This window comes from Pseudomonas syringae pv. tomato str. DC3000, from assembly GCF_000007805.1.
Taxonomy (GTDB): Bacteria; Pseudomonadota; Gammaproteobacteria; order Pseudomonadales; family Pseudomonadaceae; genus Aquipseudomonas; species Aquipseudomonas avellanae.
Genome location: NC_004578.1, coordinates 2262434 through 2287468, shown reverse-complemented (window position 1 = coordinate 2287468; position 25035 = coordinate 2262434). Strand labels below are relative to the sequence as shown.

20 protein-coding genes and 1 tRNA gene are annotated in these 25035 nt (G+C 59.9%); 8 read left to right on the top strand and 13 right to left on the bottom strand.

Annotation, left to right across the window (positions count from 1 at the left end; translation table 11 throughout):
* Positions 1-99 precede the first annotated feature (99 nt).
* From PSPTO_RS10930 to PSPTO_RS10920, 3 genes are all read right to left on the bottom strand, one after another.
* Entirely contained in the window at positions 100-1344 is a 1245-nt protein-coding gene (locus PSPTO_RS10930; protein ID WP_005771340.1) for a lipoprotein-releasing ABC transporter permease subunit, read from the bottom strand.
* 74 nt (positions 1345-1418) lie between these two features.
* Positions 1419-2102, bottom strand: a complete 684-nt coding sequence (gene lolD, locus PSPTO_RS10925) for a lipoprotein-releasing ABC transporter ATP-binding protein LolD (protein ID WP_007244212.1) — start codon at positions 2100-2102, stop codon at positions 1419-1421.
* 7 nt (positions 2103-2109) lie between these two features.
* Positions 2110-3360, bottom strand: a complete 1251-nt coding sequence (locus tag PSPTO_RS10920; RefSeq protein WP_007244213.1) for a lipoprotein-releasing ABC transporter permease subunit — start codon at positions 3358-3360, stop codon at positions 2110-2112.
* A gap of 102 nt (positions 3361-3462) precedes the next feature.
* Here PSPTO_RS10920 and PSPTO_RS10915 point away from each other — a divergent pair, with 102 nt between their 5' ends.
* Entirely contained in the window at positions 3463-4050 is a 588-nt protein-coding gene (locus PSPTO_RS10915; RefSeq protein WP_005771334.1) for a PilZ domain-containing protein, read from the top strand.
* A 59-nt stretch (positions 4051-4109) separates the two neighbouring features.
* Positions 4110-4832: a glycerophosphodiester phosphodiesterase gene (locus PSPTO_RS10910; protein ID WP_003383089.1), complete on the top strand. Its 723-nt coding sequence runs from the start codon at positions 4110-4112 to the stop codon at positions 4830-4832.
* 42 nt (positions 4833-4874) lie between these two features.
* Here PSPTO_RS10910 and sthA read toward each other — a convergent pair whose 3' ends face one another.
* Complete coding sequence (sthA, locus tag PSPTO_RS10905) at positions 4875-6269, bottom strand: Si-specific NAD(P)(+) transhydrogenase (RefSeq protein ID WP_005771330.1); 1395 nt, start codon at positions 6267-6269, stop codon at positions 4875-4877.
* A 142-nt stretch (positions 6270-6411) separates the two neighbouring features.
* On the bottom strand, positions 6412-7395 hold the full coding sequence (locus tag PSPTO_RS10900) for an FAD:protein FMN transferase (protein WP_005771329.1): 984 nt from the start codon (positions 7393-7395) through the stop codon (positions 6412-6414).
* Positions 7396-7830: 435 nt separating this feature from the next.
* Between PSPTO_RS10900 and PSPTO_RS10895 the strand changes: the two genes are divergently transcribed.
* Positions 7831-9129: an MFS transporter gene (locus tag PSPTO_RS10895; protein WP_011103852.1), complete on the top strand. Its 1299-nt coding sequence runs from the start codon at positions 7831-7833 to the stop codon at positions 9127-9129.
* A gap of 78 nt (positions 9130-9207) precedes the next feature.
* Here PSPTO_RS10895 and PSPTO_RS10890 read toward each other — a convergent pair whose 3' ends face one another.
* Positions 9208-10470 (bottom strand): MFS transporter, encoded by a 1263-nt coding sequence (locus tag PSPTO_RS10890; protein ID WP_011103851.1) that lies wholly within the window; start codon positions 10468-10470, stop codon positions 9208-9210.
* Between the two features lie 160 nt (positions 10471-10630).
* The gene (locus tag PSPTO_RS10885; protein ID WP_007244218.1) at positions 10631-12094 is read right to left on the bottom strand and encodes a glyceraldehyde-3-phosphate dehydrogenase; all 1464 of its coding nucleotides are present in this window, start codon (positions 12092-12094) and stop codon (positions 10631-10633) included.
* A 189-nt stretch (positions 12095-12283) separates the two neighbouring features.
* On the opposite strand from PSPTO_RS10885, the gene mfd reads away from it, so the two are divergent.
* From mfd to PSPTO_RS10870, 3 genes are all read left to right on the top strand, one after another.
* Positions 12284-15736: a transcription-repair coupling factor gene (gene mfd, locus PSPTO_RS10880; protein ID WP_011103850.1), complete on the top strand. Its 3453-nt coding sequence runs from the start codon at positions 12284-12286 to the stop codon at positions 15734-15736.
* 11 nt (positions 15737-15747) lie between these two features.
* Positions 15748-16272: a CsiV family protein gene (locus tag PSPTO_RS10875; protein WP_011103849.1), complete on the top strand. Its 525-nt coding sequence runs from the start codon at positions 15748-15750 to the stop codon at positions 16270-16272.
* 74 nt (positions 16273-16346) lie between these two features.
* Positions 16347-19103 carry a DEAD/DEAH box helicase gene (locus PSPTO_RS10870; RefSeq protein WP_011103848.1) on the top strand — a complete coding sequence of 919 codons (2757 nt, stop codon included), beginning with the start codon at positions 16347-16349 and terminating at the stop codon, positions 19101-19103.
* A gap of 7 nt (positions 19104-19110) precedes the next feature.
* Here PSPTO_RS10870 and PSPTO_RS10865 read toward each other — a convergent pair whose 3' ends face one another.
* Positions 19111-19677 (bottom strand): cysteine hydrolase family protein, encoded by a 567-nt coding sequence (locus tag PSPTO_RS10865; protein WP_011103847.1) that lies wholly within the window; start codon positions 19675-19677, stop codon positions 19111-19113.
* Positions 19678-19788: 111 nt separating this feature from the next.
* Between PSPTO_RS10865 and PSPTO_RS10860 the strand changes: the two genes are divergently transcribed.
* On the top strand, positions 19789-20538 hold the full coding sequence (locus PSPTO_RS10860; protein WP_005771315.1) for a 3-oxoacyl-ACP reductase family protein: 750 nt from the start codon (positions 19789-19791) through the stop codon (positions 20536-20538).
* Between the two features lie 177 nt (positions 20539-20715).
* Positions 20716-20805, top strand: a tRNA-Ser gene (locus tag PSPTO_RS10855).
* 198 nt (positions 20806-21003) lie between these two features.
* Here the strand turns inward: PSPTO_RS10855 and PSPTO_RS10850 are convergent.
* From PSPTO_RS10850 to PSPTO_RS10830, 5 genes are all read right to left on the bottom strand, one after another.
* Positions 21004-22248, bottom strand: coding sequence for an SGNH/GDSL hydrolase family protein (locus PSPTO_RS10850; protein ID WP_011103846.1), 1245 nt, complete (start codon positions 22246-22248; stop codon positions 21004-21006).
* Positions 22245-22457: a hypothetical protein gene (locus tag PSPTO_RS10845; RefSeq protein WP_011103845.1), complete on the bottom strand. Its 213-nt coding sequence runs from the start codon at positions 22455-22457 to the stop codon at positions 22245-22247. The genes PSPTO_RS10850 and PSPTO_RS10845 overlap by 4 nt, the downstream gene beginning before the upstream one ends.
* Positions 22458-22469: 12 nt before the next feature.
* On the bottom strand, positions 22470-22985 hold the full coding sequence (locus PSPTO_RS10840) for a DUF2514 domain-containing protein (protein WP_011103844.1): 516 nt from the start codon (positions 22983-22985) through the stop codon (positions 22470-22472).
* A complete protein-coding gene (locus PSPTO_RS10835) occupies positions 22982-23515 on the bottom strand; it encodes a glycoside hydrolase family 19 protein (RefSeq protein ID WP_011103843.1) in 534 nt (177 codons plus the stop codon). Before PSPTO_RS10835 ends, PSPTO_RS10840 begins: the two co-directional genes overlap by 4 nt.
* Before the next feature lie 79 nt (positions 23516-23594).
* Positions 23595-25022, bottom strand: a complete 1428-nt coding sequence (locus tag PSPTO_RS10830; RefSeq protein ID WP_011103842.1) for a tail fiber domain-containing protein — start codon at positions 25020-25022, stop codon at positions 23595-23597.
* Between the last annotated feature and the right edge of the window lie 13 nt (positions 25023-25035).

Here is a 25035-nt window from a genome sequence, read left to right as displayed (position 1 = left end):
GGATCGATAATTAACGCGGCGAGTTTATAGGGTTTGCAGCGGGCTTTCAGCGCAAATCCGCTTCAGCCCGCAAGCCATCGTTATGCGCAACACACTTGATCACTCATAACGCAGTGCATGCGCCGGCTCGATCTGCGCGGCGCGCCATGCCGGGTAGACCGTGGCCAGAAAGCTCAGGATGAAACCGGCGCTGCAGATTAGCAACACATCGCCGCCTTGCAGCTCGGAAGGCAGGTTGCTGATGAAGTACACATCGGAACTGAAGATGTGCTGGCCGCTGACCCGTTCGATCCAGCCCACCAGGCTGCTGACGTTCAAGGCGGCAATGATGCCGAGAACGCCCCCGATCAACGTGCCGACAATACCGATCACGGTGCCCTGAACCATGAAGATCGCCATGATCTGCCGCGGCGTCGCGCCGATGGTGCGCAGGATGGCGATGTCCGCGCCCTTGTCATTGACCACCATGATCAGCGTGGCAATGATGTTGAACGCTGCAACGGCGACAATCATCAGCAGTAACAGGCCGATCATGGTCTTTTCCATTTTCATCGCGCTGAACAGGCTGCCTTGTGTGTGAGTCCAGTCATCGGCGTGATAGCCCTCACCCAGCCCCGAAGCGATCGCCGTAGACACCTGCGGCGCCTTGTACAGATCTTTGAGCGCCAGACGCACGCCCTGCACCTGATCAGGCTGCCAGCGCTGCATCTGCGCGGCGTCGGCGATGTTGATCAGTCCCATCGAGCCGTCCAGCTCTGCGCCGACCTTGAAGATACCCACCACCGTCAGGCGTTGCAGGCGCGGCGTGATGCCGCCCGGCGCGCTGCTGACTTCGGGCACGATCAAGGTCAGTTTGTCGCCGATGGTCAGGCGAAAGCGCCGCGCAGTGAGATCACCCAGCACCACTCCGAACTCGCCCGGTTTCAGGTCTGCGAGGCTGCCGCGGGTGATGTGCTGAGTGACGATGGAAACTTCGTGTTCCAGCGCAGGATCGACGCCGCTGATCTGGATCGGTTGCATTGAACCTTTGTAGGAGAGCATGCCTTCCATGTCGGTAAACGGCACGGCAGCAGTGACTTCCGGGTTTTTCAGGGCGGCTTCGGCCAGCGGCTTCCAGTCATCCACCGGCTTGGCGCCCGCGATCACCGCATGCGGCACCATGCCCAGAATCCGCGAGCTCATTTCCCGCTGGAAACCGTTCATCACCGACAAGACCACGATCATCGCCAGCACACCAAGTGCCAGACCGATCATCGAGGTCATTGAAATGAACGAAATGAAGCTTTTGCGGCGTTTGGCGCGGGTATAGCGCATGCCGATAAAGAGGGGTAACGGTCTGAACATTGGCGAAACACCGTGGAAAATAGCGTCGTGAAAATGCAAAAACCCGGCGCGATGGATTGCGCCGGGCCAGTGAATCAGGCTTCGACCAGACGCCCGCCTTCCAGACGCAGGATGCGGTCCATCTGTCTGGCAAGGCTCATGTCGTGAGTCACGATCAGAAATGCCGTACGCGACGAGGTGCTCAATTCACGCATCAGGTCCTGGATGCCCTGCGCGGTATGGTGATCGAGGTTGCCGGTGGGCTCGTCGAGCATCACCAGACCCGGCTGATTGATCAGTGCACGAGCAATGGCGACACGCTGACGCTCACCGCCGGACAACTCGGAAGGCTTGTGCGCCAGACGATGACCGAGGCCGACACGCTCCAGCAACGCCGTGGCACGCTGGCGCGCCTCGGGGATGGCGGTGCGGCCGATCAACAGCGGCATGCAGACGTTTTCAAGTGCGGTGAACTCGGGCAGCAAGTGGTGAAACTGATAGACGAAACCCAGCGCCCGGTTGCGCAGCAGGCCACGGGCCTTTTCGCCCAGTGCCGACAACTCTTCGCCCGCCAGCCAGACACTGCCTTCGGACGGCGTGTCCAGCCCGCCCAGCAGGTTCAGCAAGGTGCTTTTACCCGACCCGGAAGTACCGACAATCGCAACCCGCTCACCCGGATGCAGCTCCAGTTGCAGGCCGGACAACACCACCACAGACTCCGGGCCTTCCTCGTAGGACTTACCCAGATTGCGGCAACTCAATACTGCTTTATCAGACATGCCCGACTCACTCATAACGTAACGCCTCCGCCGGCTGGGTGCGCGCAGCACGCCAGGCCGGATACAGGGTGGCGAGGAAACTCAGGACCAACGCCGCACCGCAGACCTGGAACACGTCCTGGGCCATCAGTTGCGAAGGCAGGTAATCAATGAAATAGACATCGGCATTGAGAAACTTGTGGCCGATCAGCCCTTCGAGCATCGAGATGGCCGCACTGACATTGAGCGCCGCCAGAATGCCCAGCGCCGCACCGATCAGCGTGCCGACCACGCCGATCACCGTGCCCTGCACCATGAAAATCGCCATGATCTGCCGTGGTGTAGCACCCAGCGTGCGCAGAATGGCGATATCGCCTTTCTTGTCGTTGACCACCATCACCAGCGTGGAAATGATGTTGAACGCCGCGACGGCAACAATCAGCAGCAACAACAGGCCGATCATGGCTTTTTCCATGCGGATGGCCTGATAGAGGTTGCCGTGGGTACGCGTCCAGTCACGGGAATAGAAATTGTTTTCGCCCAGCTTCTGCGCGATTTCCCACGAAGTGCGCGGCGCAGCGAACAGGTCATCGAACTTCAAGCGCAGGCCCTGCACCTGATCGGGTTTCCAGCGATGCAGGCGGGCCAGGTCGTCAAGATTGGTCAACCCCAGAAACCCGTCGATCTCGCCAGCGCCGACGTGAAAAATGCCGGTCACTTCAAAACGTTTCATGCGCGGGAACATGCCGGCAGGCGTAACCGTGACTTCGGGCGCGACAAAGGTCAGCTTGTCGCCCACCACGACACCCAGTTTGGCCGCCGCCTTGTCGCCGATCATGATGCCGAAGCTGCCCGCAGACAGGCTGTCGAGCTGACCCTGCTGGATGAAGTGGTCGATGATCGACACCTTGCGCTCTTCGGCCGGGTTGATGCCGTTGAGCAGCACCTTCTGCACCTTGCCGTCATGGGTCAGCAAACCCTGCATTTGCGTGAACGGCGCAACCGCCAGCACCTGCGGGTTTTCCTGAACCTTTGCGGCCAGGCCACGCCAGTCGGTAATGGGGTCAGCGGATTCGATGGTCGCGTGGGGCACCATGCCCAGCACGCGGGTACGCATCTCGTGATCGAAACCGTTCATGACCGATAACACGACTATCATCACCACAACGCCGAGGGCGAGGCCGATCATGGACGTCAGGGAAATGAAGGAAACAAAATGATTGCGTCGCTTCGCACGGGTGTAGCGCGTGCCGATGAATACAAATAGAGGTCTGAACATGTAGGATTTTGTTCGCAGGAATGAGGACGTCCATGTGGCGGGCCTTGCCGTGCAGCTTTACACTCGAAACTCTCTGACCACCGCCGCTAGCTTGGGTTCGCCATGTCGACATTAGATGAAGCAGGACGCCGCGAATACTACCGTATCGATGACAGCGTCGCACTGGAAATTAACCCTTTGTCCTCCGCCGATCAGGCGAGCCAGGACGCCATGCATGACACGTCGACCCTGTTCGACCTGCTCAGCGAACTGCACGTCAGCGAGTTCGAATCACAGCATCTGATGCGCCAGCTCGACGAGCGCGACCGGGTGCTGAACAGCTTTCTCAAGTCCCTGAGCAAGCGCATCGACCTGCTCGGCGAAGTGGTTGCCCACACTGCACTGGGCAAGCTGGGGGCGCCTCAGCCGGTCAAATTGTCCGAAGGCGGCATTCAATTCAATTCGCAACAAGGTTTTGCAGTGGGCGAGCAGCTGTCGATCAAGATGGTGCTGATGCCCCAGGCTGCCGGTCTGATGCTGCGCGCCCGAGTCTCGCAGTGCGATGCGCTGGCCGATGGCAATTTCGACATCAGTACCGACTTCATCAATCTGCCGGACGCCCAGCGTCAGTTGCTCGCGCGCCACGTGCTGCAACGCCAGGCTCAGCATCGGCGGCAGGCTCTGGAACAAGGCCAGCCCTCCGGCAACTGAGCCTGCCCTGACTTTCTCATCTCATACAGCAGTTGGCGCCTTACAGGCCAGGAGTAAACGTGACGCTTATCTACGGCCACCGCGGCGCCAAGGGCGAAGCACCGGAAAACACCCTGGTCAGCTTCCAGGAATGCCTCAAACACGGCGTGCGCCGCTGTGAACTGGACCTGCATCTGTCACTGGACGGCGAGTTGATGGTCATTCACGACACGACCCTCAAGCGCACCACCGACCGGCGCGGCAAGGTCAATGAGCATGCCGCCGCAGACCTTGTGACCTACGACGCGCGCAAGGGTGGCCCCGGCTGGGTCTCGCCCTGCCCGATTCCGCGCCTTGAAGAACTGTTCGAGCAGTGTGACTTCGAGCACTGGCAGCTGGAAGTCAAAAGCGCCTCACGCACCCGCGCAGCCAATACCGTGCTGGCGATTCGCGAAATGGTTCAGCGGCATGGCCTGCTCGACAAGGTCACCATCACCTCCAGCTCCCGCGAAGTGCTGCGCGCCGCCCAGGACCTGACCCCGGACATCTCACGCGGGCTGGTGGCCGAATACGCCTGGCTTGATCCGTTGAAGGTCGCACAGAGCTACGGCTGTGAAATTCTGGCATTGAACTGGACACTGTGTACCCCGGAGCGCCTGCAGAAAGCACAGCGTCAGGGCCTGCATGTGTCGGTGTGGACAGTCAACGAGCCTGCACTGATGCGCAGGCTCGCTGATTTCGGCGTCGACAGCCTGATTACAGACTTTCCCGGTTTGGCCACTGCCACGCTCGGGAATCGCTGAAATCGGTCTCCCCGGCCGGCTCAGGCCGCCGGCCGGAGTTGCTCAAAAAAGCCGGTTGAGGCCGTCATAGGCCGCAACCCGGTAGGCTTCGGCCATGGTCGGGTAGTTGAACGTGGTGTTGACGAAATACTTGATCGTGTTGGCTTCGCCCGGCTGGCTCATGATCGCCTGGCCGATGTGCACGATCTCGGACGCCTGGTCACCGAAGCAATGCACGCCGAGCACTTCCAGCGTCTCGCGGTGGAACAGAATCTTCAGCATGCCGACCCGTTCACCGGAGATCTGCGCACGGGCCATGCCCTTGAAGAACGCCTTGCCGACTTCGTAGGGCACCTTGGCCTGAGTCAGTTCGTGCTCGTTCTTGCCGATCGAACTGATCTCGGGGATGGTGTAGATCCCGGTCGGCACGTCGTTGACATAGCGCCAGCTGCCGTTGTCGACCATGCTGCCAGCCGCTGAACGACCCTGATCGTAAGCAGCGCTGGCCAGGCTAGGCCAGCCGATCACATCACCTGCGCCATAGACGTTGGAAACACTGGTGCGGTAAGCCTCGTCCACTTCGATCTGACCGCGGCCGTTGGCCTTGAGACCGATGTTTTCCAGCCCCAGCTTATCGGTATTGCCGGTACGACCGTTGCACCACAGCAAGGCGTCCGCCTTGATCTTCTTACCGGACTTGAGGTGCAGAACCACACCATTGTCCAGGCCTTCGACCCGCTCGTATTCCTCGTTGTGACGAACCATCACGTTGTTGTTGCTGAAGTGATAGCTCAACGCCTGGGAGATCTCCGAATCGAGGAAGCTCAGCAGTTGATCGCGGTTATCCACCAGCTCGACCAGAACACCCAGACCGCTGAAGATCGAGGCGTATTCGCAGCCGATCACGCCCGCGCCATAGATGATCAGTTTGCGTGGGGTGTGGCCCAGGCTGAGGATGGTGTCGCTGTCGTAGATACGCTTGTGGCTGAAATCGATATCGGCCGGGCGATAAGGGCGTGAGCCGGTGGCGATGATGATCTGGTTGGCGACCAGTTTTTCCACCACACCGTTGGCACAGACCACATTGACGCTGGTCTCGTCGGCAAAGCTGCCGGTGCCGAAGAACACATCGACGCGGTTGCGGGCGTAGTAGCTGGTGCGCGAGGCCACCTGCTTGGAGATGACCATCTCCGCGTTCTTCAACACATCCGGAAACGAAAACCAGCGCGGCTCGCCGATGGCCCGGAACATGGGATTGGTGTTGAACTGGATAATCTGTTTGACCGAGTGACGCAGGGCCTTGGACGGAATGGTGCCCAAATGGGTGCAGTTGCCGCCCACTTCCCGACGGCTGTCGACCATGGCGACTTTGCGCCCCGCCTTGGCGGCGTTCATTGCCGCGCCTTCTCCGGCAGGGCCGGAACCCAGTACTACCACGTCGTAGTTGTAGACAGCCATGCGTACTCCTTTAAACAGACCGAGGCGCCACTCTGGCATCTCTGGCTAAATCACGCGGCGCAGTCTAGCGCCGCACCGAGGCGGCGAACATTAACCCTTGGTCGCGTCGAAGGCCAATTTTTGTCTGTATGCAGCGCAAGACTTACTGCGACGACCTCACAGCCAGGCGATCAAACGACGCGTTGCTGCGAATGATAAAGCGCTTATCGGCACGAATCACAAAAAAAGCAGGGATTTTGTGTTCTTGCGCATAATTCCAGCCCCGCTCCGGGCCGAGAATCAACAGCAGCGAAGAGAGACCGTCAGCCATCAGCGCCGAGGGATGAAGCACTGTCACCGAGGCCAGACCATGATTGACCGGACTGCCGGTCAACGCGTCGAGCGTGTCGGAAATATGCCGCCCGTTGCCGCCCCTGTAACGACGATAATCGCCCGAGGTCGACATGGCGTGGCCAGTGAGCGGGAACAATTTTGGTGCGTCGTACCCGTCATCGCTCGGTGCATCAAGGTTTACACGCCAGGGCGAGCCATCGGGTTTGAGGCCGCTGACTTTCAGTTCGCCAGTGGCCTGGACCATGTAGTCGTGCACGCCAAGCGCGTCCATCCGCTCAGTGATACGGTCTACTGCGTAACCGGCGGCGATGCTGTTGAGGTCCACTTGCACGGCAGCGTTCTTGCACAACTGCTGCCCGACGATGCGCAGGTTGCGATAACCCACCAGCGTACGGGTCCGGGCCAGCTGCCGCACCAGCGGCATCTGTTCAAACAGCGCATGAGCGCCCAGCCCCCACAAGTCCATCAGCGGCTTGACGGTCAAATCGAAAGCACCGTCGCTTTCACGGGACAGCTGCTCGCCAACGCGGATAAGGTGCAAAACCGACGTGGACATGATCTGGCAGCTGTTGGCTGGCAGCGCATTGAAACGCTCGATGTCCGAGTCACTGCGCCACAGCGACATCTGTTGATCGACGTCAGCCAGAATGGCTTCGACCTCCGGGCGCATTACCACCGGGTCAGGCTGCCCGGCACCGCGGACATACACCACTGAATAGTGACTGCCCATGGTTGGCCCGCCAAAGCTCTCCAGCTTGCGCTCCTGGCCACAGCCACCACACAGCAGCAACACAAGGCACGCTGCAATCCTGTAAAACCCTCGCAAATCCATGCCCCACATTATCAAAAACACCCAAAGTGGCTCGCCGTCAGTGGCAGATGAAACAGAAAACTGTCCGTGAAGACTTGCTGGAAATGCACAGCACCGACCCGACACAAGGCCGGGCTGAACACTGAGTGGTCAATGACCTGCGCAGGGTTCCCACACGGCCTGTTTGTCTGCCTGCGTGCACCCGAAAAGTGATGGCTCGACGTCTTGGACATTCTCAAAAATCAAAACCTGTCAAGCGTCTGTTAAGTGATAGCAAATCGCCGAAACGGTTGTTTTTGAGCCCTGTAACACATACTGTTACAAATGTGCATCGCCAGTCGCACACACGTAATGGCGATGCAAACGGGATAACAACGACAACGGACTCCAAGCCGATGAGCCTGAGCGAGTAACTAAATGGCCTCCACAACAAGCACAAGCAAGGGCAAAGCGATCTTTCGCGTTGTCAGCGGTAACTTCCTCGAGATGTTCGACTTCATGGTCTATGGCTTTTACGCCACGGCCATTGCCAAGACCTTCTTCCCGTCCGACAGCGCATTCGCATCGTTGATGCTGTCGCTGGCGACGTTCGGCGCAGGCTTTTTGATGCGTCCGCTGGGTGCGATATTCTCGGGTGCCTACATCGACCGTCACGGACGCCGCAAGGGGCTGATTATCACCCTTGCCATGATGGCAATGGGCACTCTGTTGATCGCCTGCGTGCCGGGTTACGCCACGCTGGGCGTGATTGCACCGCTGCTGGTGCTGCTCGGCCGACTGCTGCAAGGCTTTTCGGCGGGTGTGGAACTGGGTGGTGTTTCGGTCTATCTGGCCGAAATATCGACACCGGGCCGTAAAGGCTTTTTTGTAAGCTGGCAGTCCGCCAGCCAGCAAGCCGCCGTGGTATTCGCCGGTTTGCTGGGCGTTGGCCTGAACCACTGGCTGAGCCCCGAGCAGATGGGCGAATGGGGCTGGCGCGTACCGTTTCTGATCGGCTGCCTGATCGTGCCGGCGATCTTCATCATCCGCCGCTCGCTGGAGGAGTCCCCGGAGTTCGAAGCCCGCACCCATCGCCCCACCTTGCGTGAAGTGGTGCGCTCCATCGGCCAGAACTTCGGCCTGGTGATCGGCGGCATGGCGCTGGTGGTCATGACCACTGTGACGTTCTACCTGATTACGGCGTACACCCCGACCTTCGGCAAGAACGAGCTGAACCTGACCGACCTTGAAAGCCTGCTGGTGACGGTCTGCGTCGGCGTGTCCAACTTCATCTGGCTACCGATCATGGGGTCGTTCTCGGACCGTATCGGCCGCAAGCCACTGCTGATTGCAGCAACCGTGCTGGCCATCGCCACCGCCTACCCTGCCCTGTCGTGGCTGGTAGCGCACCCAAGCTTCGGCAACCTGCTGATGGTCGAGTTGTGGCTGTCGTTCCTGTATGGCTCCTACAACGGGGCGATGGTCGTGGCGCTGACCGAGATCATGCCGGTCGACGTTCGCACCACCGGCTTCTCGCTGGCTTACAGCCTGGCAACGGCGACCTTCGGTGGCTTTACGCCTGCGGCCTGCACCTACCTGATCCACGAACTGGGCAACAAGGCAGCACCAGGCATCTGGCTGACCGGCGCCGCCGTGCTGGGTCTGGTTGCGACGCTGGTGCTGTTCCGCAAGGGCGGGCAAAAGCTTGAGGCCCCCGGAGCCGCTGCCAACGCTTGATTCAGGGCGGCATCGGTAATCTGTTACAGGTGAACAAAAACCCCGGAACGAGTTGAACTCGGCCGGGGTTTTGCTTTTTCAGACAGCGCGTTTCCAGGGGCGGAAGCTGAGCCAGAGCAACACGCCGGGCAATTGCAACGCCACCATCAGGCCCAGCGACCACTGATAGGCCTCAAGCGGATGACCGGCACCCTGCGCCGCTGGCCACAGATTGAGCACCACACCCATCAGCCACTGAAGAAAAAACGCCAGCACGAACACCACCAGATTGAACGACGAACTGACCCTGCCCGCCAGTTCTGGCGACACCGATTGCGCCACGATGGCGTAGTTCATGGTCGTCGAGGTGCCGAAGAAGCTGAAGCCCATGGCAATCAGATAATGCGATACCGGCAAGCCGCTGGCCATCAACACCTGGAAGCCGATGAAAATGACCATCCCGGTGCCACAGATCATGATCGGCTGTAAGCCGAACCTGCGCAGGTAATCGGTGATCGCGCCGAACGTCAGAGACCCCGCCACCATCGCGATGGCCCCGAACAACAGCACACTGGCCATAGCGGAATCACTCAAACCCGCCATGTCGCGCAACCACGGCCCCATCCACAATGACAGCACCGACATGTAGATGGCGTGTGCGAACACCGAGTACAACGCCAGACGCCAGAACGTCCACGACGAGTACAGTTTGCCGACCGCAGCAAACATATCGCTGTATCGAGTATTTCTGCTCTCGTAGGCTTTGGGAACGCTGAAATGTATGACCACAACCACACAAAAGGTCAGCAGCGCCAGAACCAGAAACGCTTCTCGCCAGGTCAACCAGCTCAGCAACGCATGCAATGGTGCGGTCGACGCCATCGCGCCCAGCCCGCCAATCGACAGCAGGCACGCGGTGCTCAGCGGCAAACGCTCGACCGGCAACCAGATGGCACACGCCTTGATCGCACTCATCAGTGAACCCGCCACCCCCAGGCCGATCAGGCCACGTCCGATCAACAGTCCGGTCTCGGTACTGGAGACACTGAAAATGACCGAACCGGCGACCGCGAACAGCAGCATCGGCGCCTGCACGCTGCGCGGGCCATAACGGTCGAGCATCACGCCAAGCGGAATCTGCGCGGCGGCGAAGGTCAGAAAGTACACGCCGGTCAGCAAACCCAGACTGCTGGCGGGCAAGCTCAGGTCGGTTTGCAGATCGACGTAGATCACCGCATTGACGGTACGAAACAGGTAGGAAACGAAATGCCCCAGGCCAAAGGGAATGAAAATTGTCAGAAACAGCAGCAAGAAGCTGCTCTTGAGCTTTTGCTGCGAAGCGTCCATGGCAGAACCGCTCATCCTTTCTCCACCTCATTATCCATAAGGGCCACAAGAAACATCGCCTTACAGATTCTCATGGCACGCCACAAAACAAAACGGGCCGAACCCTGTTTGCACAGGATTCAGCCCGTTTTTTTATCGCTGCCCGGTCACACCGGGCAACTCATACGCTTGATGCTTACTGCGGGAACGCTGGCGGATTGACGTCTGCCATGTCTTCCATCACGCGAACAACCTGGTGGCTGTAACCGAATTCGTTGTCGTACCAGACGTACAGCACAACGCGGTTATCGTTGACGATGGTGGCTTCGGCATCCACCACACCGGCGTGACGCGAGCCGACGAAGTCGGTGGACACCACTTCCTGCGAGTTCACGAAGTCGATCTGCTTGTGCAGGTCCGAGTGCAGCGCCATGTAGCGCAGGTACTCGTTCATTTCTTCACGGGTGGTCGGCTTCTCGAGGTTGAGATTGAGAATGGCCATGGACACGTTCGGCGTCGGAACGCGGATTGCGTTGCCGGTCAGCTTGCCGGCCAGCTCAGGCAATGCCTTGGCAGCTGCGGTCGCTGCACCGGTCTCGGTGATGACCATGTTCAGCGCGGCGCTGCGGCCACGGCGATCGCCCTTGTGGAAGTTGTCGATCAGGTTCTGGTCGTTGGTGTACGAGTGAACCGTTTCAACGTGACCGTTGGTGATGCCGAACTTGTCGTTGACCGCCTTGAGCACCGGCACGATGGCGTTGGTGGTGCAGGATGCCGCCGAAACGATCTTGTCGTCGGCGGTGATTTCACCGTGGTTGATGCCGTGCACGATGTTCTTCAGCTTGCCTTTGCCCGGCGCGGTCAACACCACGCGGTCGATGCCAGGGCACGCCAGATGCTGGCCCAGGCCTTCGGCATCACGCCATACACCGGTGTTGTCTACCAGCAGCGCGTCCTTGATACCGTACTGGGTGTAATCCACCTCGGTCGGGTTCTTGGCGTAGATCACCTGAATCAGGTTGCCGTTGGCGGTGATGGTGCTGTTGGCTTCGTCGATGGTGATGGTGCCATCGAACGGGCCGTGCACCGAGTCACGACGCAGCAGGCTGGCACGCTTGACCAGGTCGTTTTCCGCACCTTTGCGGACCACGATGGCGCGCAGACGCAGGCCCTCGCCACCCCCGGTCTTCTCGATCAGGATCCGCGCCAGCAGGCGACCGATACGACCGAAACCATACAGCACAACATCAGTACCCTTGCGGCGGCTGGTGCTCTGCTGACCCACTACACTGGCAAGTTCTTCGCGCACGAACTGCTCAGGCGTGCGGCCATTGCCTTCGGTCTTGAACTTCACGGCCAGCTTGCCCAGGTCCACCGAAGCGGCACCCAGTTTGAGCTCGCTCATCGCTTTGATAAGCGGGAACGTTTCATGTACGGACAACTCAACCGCATCGGACTGACGGTGACGCGCAAAGCGGTGGGCTTTGAGAATCGCGATGACTGAACGGTTGATCAGGCTGCGGCCATAGATCGAACTCACCACATTATTATTGCGGTAGAGCTGACCGATGAGAGGGATCATCGCTTCGGCGAGTGCTTCACGATCAATCCATTCACCAAGACACTGGTCGGGCTTCTGAGTCACGGGAACCTTCCACATGTAGGGGCTGAAAAAAGGGGCTACATTATGACCGCGCCAGTGTTTATGAGCAATACGCGGCTGTCAGATCATCCGGCACTACATAATTTTTGCCCGTAAATACGTGGTAACACTGCGGAAAACTGACAGCCACCACCTTCCCCCGTTACAATCGCCGCCCCTGTCGCAACGCCTGGAGCCTGACCTTCCGTGCCAGTTCTGCGTCTACCGCTTCTTTCTGCCGCTGCAGGCAAACAACACTGGGGCAATCTTCCCGGTGCTGCACTGAGCCTGGCCATTGCCGAGGCCGCCAGCGCGGCCAAGCGCTTCACCCTGCTTTTGACCGCCGACAGCCAGAGCGCCGAGCGGCTTGAGCAAGAGCTGAAGTTTTTTGCGCCCACGCTGCCGGTTCTGCACTTCCCGGACTGGGAAACCCTGCCCTACGATCTGTTTTCGCCGCACCAGGACATCATTTCCCAGCGCATCGCCAGCCTTTATCGCCTGCCGGAGCTGGAGCATGGCGTTTTGGTAGTACCGATCACCACCGCCCTACACAGACTCGCGCCGACCAAATTTCTGCTCGGCAGCAGCCTGGTGCTGGACGTCGGCCAGAAGCTCGACGTGAACGCCATGCGCACACGCCTGGAAGCCAGCGGTTATCGTTATGTGGATACGGTTTACGAGCACGGCGAGTTCACAGTGCGTGGTGCGCTGATCGACCTGTTCCCGATGGGCAGCAAGCTGCCGTTTCGCATCGATCTGTTCGACGATGAAATCGAAACCCTGCGCACTTTCGACCCGGACACCCAGCGCTCCATCGACAAGGTCGAATCGGTACGCCTGCTGCCGGCCCGTGAATTCCCGTTACAGAAAGAAGAAGTCACCCGTTTCAAGGCGCGATTCCGCGAACGCTTCGACGTGGACTTCCGGCGCAGCCCGATCTTCCAGGACTTGAGCAGCGGTATCACGCCAGCCGGTATCGAGTACTACATTCCGCTGTTCTTCGAAGAAACCTCGACCCTGTTCGATTACCTGCCGCAGGACACTCAGGTGTTTTCCTTGCCGGGCATCGAGCAGGCCGCCGAGAATTTCTGGAACGACGTGCGCAACCGCTACGAAGAACGCCGCGTCGATCCAGCCCGGCCGCTGCTCCCCCCGGCCGAGCTGTTCCTGCCGGTGGAAGACTGCTTTGCGCGCCTGAAAAACTGGCCGCGCGTAGTGGCCAGCCAGCAGGATGTCGACGCCGGAGCCGGGCGCGAGCGCTTCCCGGCCCAGGCCCTGCCGGACCTTTCGATTGAAGCCAAGGCCACTCAGCCGTTGGCTGCGCTGGCAAAGTTTCTGGATGATTTTCCCGGTCGCGTGCTGTTCACTGCCGAGTCCGCAGGACGCCGGGAAGTGCTGCTGGAACTGCTCGAACGTCTGAAACTGCGACCGAAAACCGTCGACGGCTGGCTGGACTTCGTCGAGGGCGAGGATCGCCTGGCAATCACCATTGCGCCGCTGGACGAAGGCCTGCTGCTCGACCAGCCGGCACTGGCACTGGTCGCGGAAAGCCCGCTGTTCGGCCAGCGCGTCATGCAGCGCCGCCGTCGCGAAAAACGCACCGATGGCGGTAATAACGACGCCGTCATCAAGAACCTGACCGAACTGCGCGAAGGCGCGCCGGTGGTGCACATCGATCACGGTGTCGGACGCTACCTGGGCCTGGCCACGCTTGAGGTCGAAAATCAGGTCGCCGAATTCCTGATGCTGGCCTACGCCGAGGACGCCAAGCTGTACGTTCCGGTCGCCAACCTGCACCTGATCGCCCGCTACACCGGCAGCGACGACGAAATGGCGCCGCTGCATCGCCTGGGCTCGGAAACCTGGCAGAAGGCCAAACGCAAGGCCGCCGAACAGGTTCGCGACGTGGCAGCCGAACTGCTCGACATCTACGCTCGCCGTGCAGCCCGCGAAGGCTATGCGTTTGCCGACCCGAAAGCCGATTACGCCACGTTCAGCGCAGGCTTTCCATTTGAGGAAACCCCGGATCAGCAGACCACCATCGAAGCCGTGCGCGCCGACATGCTCGCGCCCCGGCCGATGGACCGCCTGGTGTGCGGCGACGTGGGCTTCGGCAAGACCGAAGTGGCCATGCGCGCCGCATTCATTGCCGTGCACGGCGGGCGTCAGGTCGCGATTCTGGTGCCGACCACCCTGCTCGCCCAGCAGCACTACAACAGCTTCCGCGACCGCTTTGCCGACTGGCCGGTGACGGTCGAAGTCATGAGCCGCTTCAAGTCGGCCAAGGAAGTCAGCGCAGCCGTCGCCAATCTGGCCGAAGGCAAGATCGACATCGTCATCGGCACGCACAAGCTGCTGCAGGATGACGTGAAGATCAAAAACCTCGGCCTGGTGATCATCGACGAAGAACACCGTTTCGGTGTTCGCCAGAAAGAACAGCTCAAGGCGTTGCGCAGCGAGGTCGACATTCTGACCCTGACGGCAACGCCGATCCCGCGCACCCTGAACATGGCCGTGTCGGGCATGCGTGATCTGTCGATCATCGCCACGCCACCGGCGCGCAGGCTGTCGGTGCGCACCTTCGTCATGGAGCAGAACAAGCCGACGATCAAAGAAGCCCTGTTGCGCGAGTTGCTGCGCGGCGGGCAGGTCTACTACCTGCACAACGACGTCAAGACCATCGAAAAATGCGCGGCGGACCTGGCCGAACTGGTGCCGGAAGCCCGCATCGGCATTGGCCACGGCCAGATGCGTGAACGCGACCTCGAGCAGGTGATGAGCGATTTCTACCACAAACGCTTCAACGTACTGATCGCCTCGACCATCATCGAGACCGGCATCGACGTGCCGAGCGCCAACACCATCATCATCGAGCGTGCCGACAAGTTCGGCCTGGCGCAATTGCACCAACTGCGCGGGCGCGTCGGGCGCAGTCACCACCAGGCTTATGCCTACCTGCTGACACCGCCACGCAAACAGATTACCTCCGACGCCGAAAAGCGTCTGGAAGCGATTGCCAACACTCAGGACCTCGGCGCGGGCTTCGTACTCGCCACCAACGACCTGGAAATACGCGGTGCTGGCGAACTGCTTGGCGACGGCCAGAGCGGCCAGATCCAGGCCGTGGGCTTCACGCTGTACATGGAGATGCTCGAGCGCGCGGTCAAGTCGATCCGCAAAGGCGAACAGCCCAACCTTGATCAGCCGCTGGGCGGCGGCCCGGAAATCAACCTGCGCGTACCGGCGCTGATCCCGGAAGCCTATCTGCCGGATGTGCATACGCGCCTGATTCTCTACAAGCGCATCGCCAACGCGGCTGACGAAGACGCCCTGAAAGACCTGCAAGTCGAGATGATCGACCGTTTCGGTTTGCTGCCGGAGCCGACCAAGAATCTGGTGCGCATTACCCTGCTCAAGCTGCAAGCCGAGCAACTGGGTATCAAGAAAGTCGACGGCGGGCCGCAGGGTGGGCGTATCGAGTTCGCGACCGAAACTCCGGTCGATCCGTTGACCCTGATCAAACTGATCCAGAGCCAGCCCAACCGCTACAAGTTCGAAGGTGCCACACTGTTCAAATTCATGGTGCCCATGGAGCGCCCTGAAGAGCGCTTCAACACGATCGAAGCGCTGTTTGAGCGCCTGACCCCGAAAACTGCCTGAAGGATTCACGCATGCGTCTGTTTCGTTCATTGATCCTGCTGCTGACGCTGGTCGCGCCGACCGCGTTCGCCGACGGCTCGTATCAGGTCGAAATACTGCTGTTTCGTCAGAACGGCGAGCCGGCCTCGACCCGCCAGCTTGCCCCGGAAAACTGGGACAAGGGCGCGCAGCGGATCGATTCGGGCAACGAGCGCAGCCCGGCACTGAATGATCTGGCGAACAAACTGCAAGGCAGCGGCAACTATCAGGTGCTCATGCAGCGCGCATGGCAACAGACTATCAGCACCGAGCCAGGCAAAATGGCGATCAGCAGCGGCGAAGAGAAGCTCGGGCATTTCCCCATCGAGGGCACCGTGAGTCTGGCGATGGCACGTTTTACCGATATTGATGCACAATTCTGGGTCAACCAGTTGGACCCGCATGGCGTGGTCATCAGCAGTGAACGATTGAAGCAGACCGCCAGAGTAAAAAACGGCGCACTGACCTATCTGGACAATGGCAACCTCGCGTTGCTGATCAAAGTTTCTCCTCTTTGATCTTTACGTACGCAAGGGGCGCTACAGCGCTCCCTTTCTTTTGAGCATCGCTGCGGCGTAGGGCCTTTTAAAACTTGTCGTCCATTCTCGAAAAAGTCCTGGCTTCGGCCTGGACAGACTTATTCAACGATCGAACGCTTGAGCGGGGGCGCGACTACGCCCGGCAAAAACGCATCGTGCTGGAAGACTCCAGCCCGCAGATCATCCGCACCGCGTGCAGGGGCTCGGGCCTTGAAATCTATACCCAGACTCTGCTGTTCAAGGACCCGGATCGCTACAAGAATTACCTGACCTGCAAATGCACCTGCCCGGTACGCAACGATTGCAAGCACTGCGTGGCCGCGCTGCTGTTTCTCAAGGACCCGCAAAACCGGCCACTGCTGCAAGCCGCGCTGGGTTCGCACCAGCGGGAAACAGAGCAGCACGTCGAGCAGCAGATCGCGCAAAAGCCCCGGCTGCCGGAACGCCTGATCGATGATCTGCAACCGCGCCCCAGGCTGATTCTGGCCAGTATCGAGTTCAGCGCCTACGAGCCACGTAACGGGCGCATGCAGCGGCATATTCAACATCGTGCCGCGCTCGCCTTTGCCTACGGCAAGCATTACGCCGTTGGCACCACCAACGTGAGCATTCTGGTCAGTTCGCTGGGCAGTGATCTGGTCAACCAGAAAAGCGATATCATCGAACACACCGAAACCGAGACGCTGCGCATACGTCGTCAGGGCGAAAAAGAGCGGCAGCTGCGTCAGGAGCTGGCCGACCTGGGCTTCAAGGTCGCCACCCGGCAGAGCAAGGCGTTGCCTGACAGCGCGGGCGACATGTACGAGCTGCCCAACGACAAGGCCTGGCTGCATTTCGTGCTTGATGACCTGCCACGGTTGCGCGAACAGGGTTGGGAAATCGAGATTCAGGAAGAATTCGGCTTTGACGTCACGCCGGTCGATGACTGGTATGCAGTCATCGACGAAGAGACCGAACGCGACTGGTTCGACCTGGAACTGGGCATCATCGTCAACGGTGAACGCCTGAGCCTGCTGCCGATCCTGATCAACCTGATCCGCAGCCACCCCGAACTGATGAGCCCGTCGGCGGTGGCCAAGCGCGGCGACGAAGAACAACTGCTGGTCCAGCTCAACCACTTCACCCAGAGCGGTGGCAGCCCGGTGCAGATTGCCCTGCCATACGGCCGGCTCAAGCCGGTACTGGCGACATTGGGTGACTTCTACTGGCGGCAGGACGGCAACAACGCGCTGCGCATGAGCAAAGCCGATGCGGCGCGCCTGACCCAGCTCGAAGACCTGCCACTCACCTGGCAGGGCGGCGACCGTCTGCGCCATTTCGCCGAGCGCCTGATCAACATCAAGGACGCGCCGGTCAACCTGCCCGACGGCCTGAATGCCACACTGCGTCCGTATCAGCTGGAAGGCCTGAGCTGGATGCAGTCATTGCGCGAGCTGGAAGTCGGCGGCGTGCTGGCCGATGACATGGGCCTGGGCAAGACCCTGCAGACCCTGGCTCACCTGCTGATGGAAAAACAGGCCGGACGCCTTGACCGCCCTGCGCTGGCCGTCATGCCGACCAGCCTGATTCCCAACTGGCTGGATGAAGCCGAGCACTTCACCCCGGACCTCAAGGTGCTGGCGCTGTATGGCGCCAATCGCCATCAGGACGCGGGCAATCTACAGGATTACGATCTGATCCTGACCACTTACGCACTGCTGCCCCGGGACATGGAGATGCTCGAAAAGCAGCCGCTGCATGTGCTGATTCTCGATGAAGCGCAGTACATCAAGAACCCCAACAGCAAGGCCGCGCAGGCCGCGCGCAACCTCACTGCCCGTCAGCGCCTGTGCCTGAGCGGTACGCCGCTGGAAAACCACTTGGGCGAGCTGTGGTCGCTGTTCCACTTCCTGATGCCCGGCTGGCTGGGCAACAGCAAGGAATTCAACAGCAACTACCGCACGGCCATTGAAAAGCACGGCAATCAGGACCGCCTGCATCACCTCAATGCGCGCATCAAGCCGTTCCTGCTGCGCCGTACCAAGGAACAGGTCGCCACCGAACTGCCGCCCAAAACCGAGATCATTCACTGGGTCGACCTCAACGACGCCCAGCGCGATGTGTACGAAACCGTGCGCCTGGCGATGGACAAGAAAGTCAGGGACGAGATCACCCGCAAGGGCGTGGCGCGCAGCCAGATCATCATTCTGGAGGCGCTGCTCAAGCTGCGTCAGGTGTGCTGCGACCTGCGGCTGGTCAACCACGACATGCCGGTCAACAGCAAACAAGGCACGTCAGGCAAGCTCAACAGCCTGATGGAAATGTTCGAAGAACTGCTGGCCGAGGGCCGCAAGATCCTGCTGTTCTCGCAGTTCACCTCGATGCTGAGCCTGATCGAAGAAGAATTGAAACAGCGCGGCATTGCCTACGCACTGCTGACCGGCTCGACCCGCGACCGACGCACGCCGATTCACGACTTCCAGAGCGGCAAGCTGCCGATCTTCCTGATCAGCCTGAAAGCCGGCGGCACCGGCCTCAACCTGACCGCCGCCGACACCGTGATCCACTACGACCCATGGTGGAACCCGGCAGCGGAAAATCAGGCGACCGACCGCGCCTACCGCATCGGCCAGGACAAACCGGTGTTCGTTTACAAGATGATCGCGCGCGGCACCGTGGAAGAGAAAATCCAGCGCCTGCAACGGGAAAAATCCGCGCTGGCAGCCGGCGTACTGGATGGCCGTACCACCGGCGACTGGAAGCTGCGCGATGAAGACCTGCAGGCCCTGTTCGCGCCCTTGCCTGCCGCGCCAAAGAAGACCCGCAAGTGAGCTGAGTTTAGTGGGCGGCAGCGTGCTGGAGAACCTGCGCGGTGGACAAAACCGTGGCGTATTCGCCGTGCACATTGGCCAGCGACATCGCATGCACGTCTTCGGCACTGCGCGGCGTGCCGAAGAAATCCTTCTGGTCGAAGGTAAAACAGGCGTCATGCGCCACCACCACCCCAAAGCCGAGATTGCCGCCGCTGCGCGCGGTGGACTCGATTGGGTTGTTGGTCACCACCCCGACAATGACCACCTGCCTGATCCCGTCGGACCGCAACCACATTTCCAGAAACGACCCGCAAAACGCATCAGGCACCTGCTTGCTCAGCTCCCGTTCATCGGCGTGCGGCACGAACGCAGGTTGATACTCGACACCCGATTGTTCGGGCCAGAACACCGACTCCGGTGAGGTGGAAAAATGCCGGACGTGAATCACCGGCCGCCCGGACTGCCGCCAGGCGCTCAGCAGCGCGCCTATATTCGTCTCGGCCTGCGGATTGTTACGCCGGCCCAGTTTGGGGTGATTGATGCCCTGCTGCATGTCGATCAGGATCAACGCGCTGTTGTCATGAATATCCATAATGAATCAGTCCGAACTTTTGGTTCAGGAAGACTATCGCAATCAGGGTCTATTCTGGTCGCAATCGTCGACGGCTTCTGGCTGTCCGAGACCTGCCCAATTGAGAACATCATGATCGAACACCTCAAACTCGCCGGCAAAGTCGCTTTGGTGCAAGGCGGCTCGCGCGGCATTGGAGCCGCCATCGTCAACCGCCTGGCCAAGGAAGGCGCGGCCGTCGCGTTCACCTACATCAACTCTGAAGTCAACGCACTGGAGATTCAGGACAGCATCAATGCCAATGGCGGACGGGCACTGGCCATTCGCGCAGACAGCGCCGATGAAAAAGCCATCCGCCAGGCCGTGCAGACCACCGCCGAAACCCTGGGCAGGCTGGACATTCTGGTCAACAACGCCGGCGTGCTGGCCATCGCACCGCTCAACGAGTTCAGCATGCAGGACTTCGACAAAACCCTGGCCATCAATGTACGCAGCGTGTTCATCGCCAGCCAGGAAGCCGCCCGGCATATGGAAGAAGGCGGCCGCATCATCAACATTGGCAGCACCAACGCCGAGCGCATGCCCTTCGCAGGCGGCGCCACCTACGCCATGAGCAAATCGGCGCTGATCGGCCTCACCAAAGGCATGGCCCGCGACCTAGGCCCGCAAGGAATCACCGTCAACAACGTCCAGCCCGGCCCGGTCGACACCGACATGAACCCGGCACAGGGCGAATTCGCCGAAAGCCTGAAAGCGCTGATGGCACTCCCCCGCTACGGCAAAAGCGAGGAAATCGCCAGCTTCGTCGCCTACCTCGCAGGCCCGGAAGCGGGCTACATCACCGGCGCCAGCCTGACCATCGACGGCGGCTTCAGCGCCTGAACCACCTATGGCAAGCGGCCCTGCACACAAGGGCCGCATCGCGTGCCAAGGCTTTTTGCTGGCGAATAAGCATTTATTTGCTTAACCACATGAAAAATCTGAAAAAAAGTTTTGCGTTAGGAAAAGCTTTCGACTACATTAGCGCGCCTCGACAGACACAACGTGTCGTCGAGATACGGTGAGGTGTCCGAGTGGCTTAAGGAGCACGCCTGGAAAGTGTGTATACAAGAAATTGTATCGAGGGTTCGAATCCCTCCTTCACCGCCATATTGAATTATCAACAAGGCCCTGATTTTCATAGAGAAAGTCAGGGCCTTTTTGTTTCTGATAGCTCGAATAGGACCATTTTAGGACCAAAACCGAGCTTTCCAGTCCGCTCGACACCCCTCTATACCATCCACCGGCGTCCTGCCGACGAACAAACCAAATCCCCATTCAGAAATTCAGTTAATCCGCCAGACCGACCTATATCTTCCTGATGCCGAACTGCGCGACCTTCACGATCGAGTTCTGCGCCACACCAGCGGCCAGGTACAGACCCATGCGCGAGGTGATCACCGTCTCGGTCAGGTCAACAGTACCGCGCTGCGTCTCAAGTTGCCCGATGAAGCTGGCGGGCAGCGTGAACGGCTCCTGGTACTTGTCCATCGACCGATAGTAGATAGTGGTGGACGTGCCGCTGACGGGCTTGGTGAATGTCAGCTCAGCCTCCCAGCCCAGAATTCCGCGCGATGAACCAGCAATCTCCACGGCCGATACCATCTCGATGACGTCGCCGGCTGCCAGATTGCCCATTGTGACGTTGGCGATCGGCTGCACATACACATAGCCACCCGCCGCCGCCAGGGTTCCGCCCAGCTCAATGCACTGCGCCTCGCCATAGGCGGCAGGCTCCTTGTACCACCGCGTGGTGATACCGGTCAGGCCAGAGCCAACTGCCTTGTAGCCGTCCGCCAGCACAGACCCAGCCACAGCGTTCACTCCAGCCGGAAGCGTGCCGCCAGTACCCGCCAGCAGAGGATTGGCATTGAGGCAGCCGAACGGACGAATAGCCGAGTAGATATCGCCAGCGTCCGTAGGCAACGGAATGCCCGCGAATTCGAAGTTGGCGTTGATGATTGGCACCACTCGCGAACTGATGAAGTCGGCACCCAGGATGTTGGGGTGTAGGCCTTCCACGGTCATGGCCTCGGTGAAGCCGTCCCAAATGTTCACCACAGGTACGAACTGGCTCACGTAGCTGATTACCCACTCTTTATAGGCGATCGCATCAGCCAAAGCTTGGCCACTCAGCGCCTTGCTACCGAAACGCGGTGTGCCGGTGCCGACGATCAGGTACTTGCCTGGAGTGTTAAGGAACGCGGTTACGATCTTCATCACGTTGGCCTTGGAGTCGGCCAGCGTCATTCCCGACGTCGTGCTGTCGTTGGTGCGGGACAGCAGCATCCACAGATCGGCGGTCGATGAGGTGATGCAGGCAGGCAGCCTGGCTAGGAATTGTCCGGTGTGATCTCCGACCTTGCCTTGATTGTCAAGGTAGCTCGGAAACAGGCCGGTGCGCGCCGCGATCATCGCCGCGTAGCCATAGGCCTCGGTGCCGAATGCCGTCGCCGCGATGGTGTGGCAGTTTCCAGAGAAGCTATCGCCGAGCAGGCCCAGACCGCGACGGATCGGTTGGCGGATCTGGGGTTGGTTGATAAGAAGACTCATCGCGTCACCTCGAAGTAAGCGCCGGCATACGGGGTGATGCGCGTCGAGGAATTGCCGAGCTGGAGCAGATAACCGCCGTCTTTGGCGAAAGTGTCAGTCACAACCCAGTTGTCACCGGCTTTTTTCTCCACTGTCACAGTGCCGCCGTTTGCCTTGACGATCAGCATCGTCTCGCCCATGTATTTCTGAATCAGCTGCGTCGTGGCCATTTCGTTGTTCCGTTACTCAGAGGTAATCAAGGATTGGTAGGATCGCTCACACGCCAGCCCTGCTACTCGGGACTGGTCATAAGCCTTTGCCAGCTCTCCCGCTCGCGAGTCAGCCCGGCCGAGCAAGTCGGAGAGCACCATAGCGGCGCGGGTGGCTGCCTTGCCTCGCTCGGAAGCTCCGGTATCGCCGGGCACACAACCTGCTGTGGCTGCCAGCTTTCCTGCTTCGATGCGCAACCGGCCGCCAGCAGCGTCAGCGACAGCAGCATCAGTAAGCGCAGCGGTCTGTTCTTGTCTCGCATCGTTTGCCACCTGGTTGGCCGCTTTCTGGCGGCGTTGCTCTTCGGTCCGATATTCGGCGGTGGTTGTGGCCACGGCCTGCGACTGGGCGCTGACCTGTTCGGACCACTTCGCCTGCCACTGGCTGTCAGTCACGCTCACGCCGTGCCGGTATGCGCCGTACAGCGCACCTGCCACGGCCAGCAGAATCAGCAGCACACCGCCGACCCTGGCGTAAAGGCCGGTCACGCCAGCACCTTCAGCGCCCGGTCGTACAGCGCCTGCCGATCCGCCAGTCCATTGGTGCCTCCGTTGATTCTTCGGGTAATTTGAAGAAAGTCCCCTTTGTCGGCCAGCGAGTTCAGGCCACGGCTGCTCCAGTACCACGCTGCCGACATTGTGGCGTGCTCCGGCTGCTCGAGCAGTTCCGGGTGATGGATCAGGTCTAGGCCCAGCGCCTCGCCGCATTCGGCATAGTTGGCCCGGCCGGTGATCTGGATCAGGCCGCGCCCGCGGTACTTCGAACCATCACCCGCCACGGTATTGCCGAGGTCCTTGCGGCCTTCATAACCCAGCTGCTGCGGAGTCGGCCCCCAAATCTCGCGGACGTAGCGCAGTTGGCCGGACTCATGACCGACCTGGGCGATGAAAGCCGCGATGCGCAGCGGCGTCAAGATCTGGTGCTTGCTCATCGCTGTGTTCAGGACGGGTGCAAAAACGCCGGCTTTCTGGCCAGCGCTCGGGAGTATCTGCAGCAACTGCTGCGCGGTGATCGGCATTTGGGTTCTCCAGGCAAAAAAATACCCGCTCGATGGCGGGGTGCGGTGATGCTGTGCAGGTGTTATGTGATGGCGTGATTTATGCCTTTAGTGCGTCCAGTTCGGCGCGCAGCTTTTTAACCTGCACGCTAAGCTCCTTTATAGCCCCGAATGCGTCTGTAATTAGTGCTATAGAATCAAGCTGCTGAATCCAAATGTTCCCATTCGCATCTACGTCGTCTTTCTTTCCTGTCGCCGCCAGAGGGTTGATCTCTTGGACTTCATGGGCAATCAGACCTTGAATAAGATTTTCTCCGTCCTTGAAGACTTCTCCGTATGCAGCTCTCTTGAATGTAACTATCCTGTAGGCGTTTACTCTTTCAAGGAACGGAGCGGAAAACTCTTCTACTTGACGCTTAACCCGGTAATCGGATTGAAGCAAAGTAAGAGCCCCAACATAACTTGCATCAATGTAAACGTCTACATAACCGCTATTGCTTGTATTCCAGTTGAGGTTGTAAATATTAGCGCCTCTTGAACCATTCAGACCGGTTCGGCACCACGTTCCTTTCGATGCAAGTCGACCATCGAGCGTCAGCGTTCCGGCTGAGTCATTGATCAGGCGGACGTCATAGTCAGCGGCCGTGTTGTTGAAGTGAAAATCGATCCACGGGGTTGTGTGGGTCAGCTCCAGCGCCCTGAAGGTAGCGACATCGGTTGTGCCGAGACCTATCCCGGAGCGTGCGCTGGGTCCATCTGTGCCACCAGTACCGCCCTTTGTGATCGGCACTGTATTTTCAATCGCTGCACTCCCAAGCCCGAGATTTGTTCTGGCTCCCGCCGCTGTATTTGCGCTTGTTCCGCCAGACGAAATCGCAATAGGGCTGGCAGTGACGCTAAGTTGGGCGACGGAAAGAACGCCGGCATAGGAGTAAGTCATCACCGGCCCAGCAGCCGTATTGTCCGAGTTCACAGACCACCAGGAATGCCCGCCGCCCGCGCCCCCGCGATTACAGATGTAGTTCGCGCCCCCGTCGCCATTGCCGTTCCAGCCCATATACAGGCCTTGAATATTGTATCCGACGGGCGTGCCGCGAAAGCCAATACTCTTGACCAGCAGATCGTTGGCACCGCCTCTCAGCCCAAGGTTTACGAGCGCCGTGGCACCATCAGTAGCGCCGGTCCCGCCTTTGGCAATCGGCAGAATGTCGTAGTTCCCGGTCGTGCCCAGCGCGGCCAGCTTCTGGCCGTACTGAAGGACCAGAGCGCGCAGCGCATCGGCGGAAGCCTGCACGTAGCCCTGCAGCGGAGCCAGCGCATACCCGCCCGCGCCGTTGGTAGCACCCTGATAGTTTGGCGATATCGACATGGCCGTATCACTGGCGATGTTCGTCACCTCGTACCAGCCGCCATCCGGGCCACGAAAGCCATCGCCGACGCGGCTGTTTGCAATGAATGCCGTACCAATGCCAATAACGGCGTTTGAATTTTGGGTGACGGAAACCGTCCCGGTCTTATACCAAGGCATTGAATTCTCCTAA

What these genes read in the sequence shown, in the direction of transcription:
- PSPTO_RS10930 (WP_005771340.1), bottom strand. Translation starts at nt 1,344, where the DNA reads ATGTTCAGACCGTTACCCCTCTTTATCGGCATGCGCTATACCCGCGCC.
- lolD (WP_007244212.1), bottom strand. Translation starts at nt 2,102, where the DNA reads ATGTCTGATAAAGCAGTATTGAGTTGCCGCAATCTGGGTAAGTCCTAC.
- PSPTO_RS10920 (WP_007244213.1), bottom strand. Translation starts at nt 3,360, where the DNA reads ATGTTCAGACCTCTATTTGTATTCATCGGCACGCGCTACACCCGTGCG.
- PSPTO_RS10915 (WP_005771334.1), top strand. Translation starts at nt 3,463, where the DNA reads ATGTCGACATTAGATGAAGCAGGACGCCGCGAATACTACCGTATCGAT.
- sthA (WP_005771330.1), bottom strand. Translation starts at nt 6,269, where the DNA reads ATGGCTGTCTACAACTACGACGTGGTAGTACTGGGTTCCGGCCCTGCC.
- PSPTO_RS10895 (WP_011103852.1), top strand. Translation starts at nt 7,831, where the DNA reads ATGGCCTCCACAACAAGCACAAGCAAGGGCAAAGCGATCTTTCGCGTT.
- PSPTO_RS10890 (WP_011103851.1), bottom strand. Translation starts at nt 10,470, where the DNA reads ATGAGCGGTTCTGCCATGGACGCTTCGCAGCAAAAGCTCAAGAGCAGC.
- PSPTO_RS10885 (WP_007244218.1), bottom strand. Translation starts at nt 12,094, where the DNA reads ATGTGGAAGGTTCCCGTGACTCAGAAGCCCGACCAGTGTCTTGGTGAA.
- PSPTO_RS10875 (WP_011103849.1), top strand. Translation starts at nt 15,748, where the DNA reads ATGCGTCTGTTTCGTTCATTGATCCTGCTGCTGACGCTGGTCGCGCCG.
- PSPTO_RS10865 (WP_011103847.1), bottom strand. Translation starts at nt 19,677, where the DNA reads ATGGATATTCATGACAACAGCGCGTTGATCCTGATCGACATGCAGCAG.
- PSPTO_RS10860 (WP_005771315.1), top strand. Translation starts at nt 19,789, where the DNA reads ATGATCGAACACCTCAAACTCGCCGGCAAAGTCGCTTTGGTGCAAGGC.
- PSPTO_RS10850 (WP_011103846.1), bottom strand. Translation starts at nt 22,248, where the DNA reads ATGAGTCTTCTTATCAACCAACCCCAGATCCGCCAACCGATCCGTCGC.
- PSPTO_RS10845 (WP_011103845.1), bottom strand. Translation starts at nt 22,457, where the DNA reads ATGGCCACGACGCAGCTGATTCAGAAATACATGGGCGAGACGATGCTG.
- PSPTO_RS10835 (WP_011103843.1), bottom strand. Translation starts at nt 23,515, where the DNA reads ATGCCGATCACCGCGCAGCAGTTGCTGCAGATACTCCCGAGCGCTGGC.
- PSPTO_RS10830 (WP_011103842.1), bottom strand. Translation starts at nt 25,022, where the DNA reads ATGCCTTGGTATAAGACCGGGACGGTTTCCGTCACCCAAAATTCAAAC.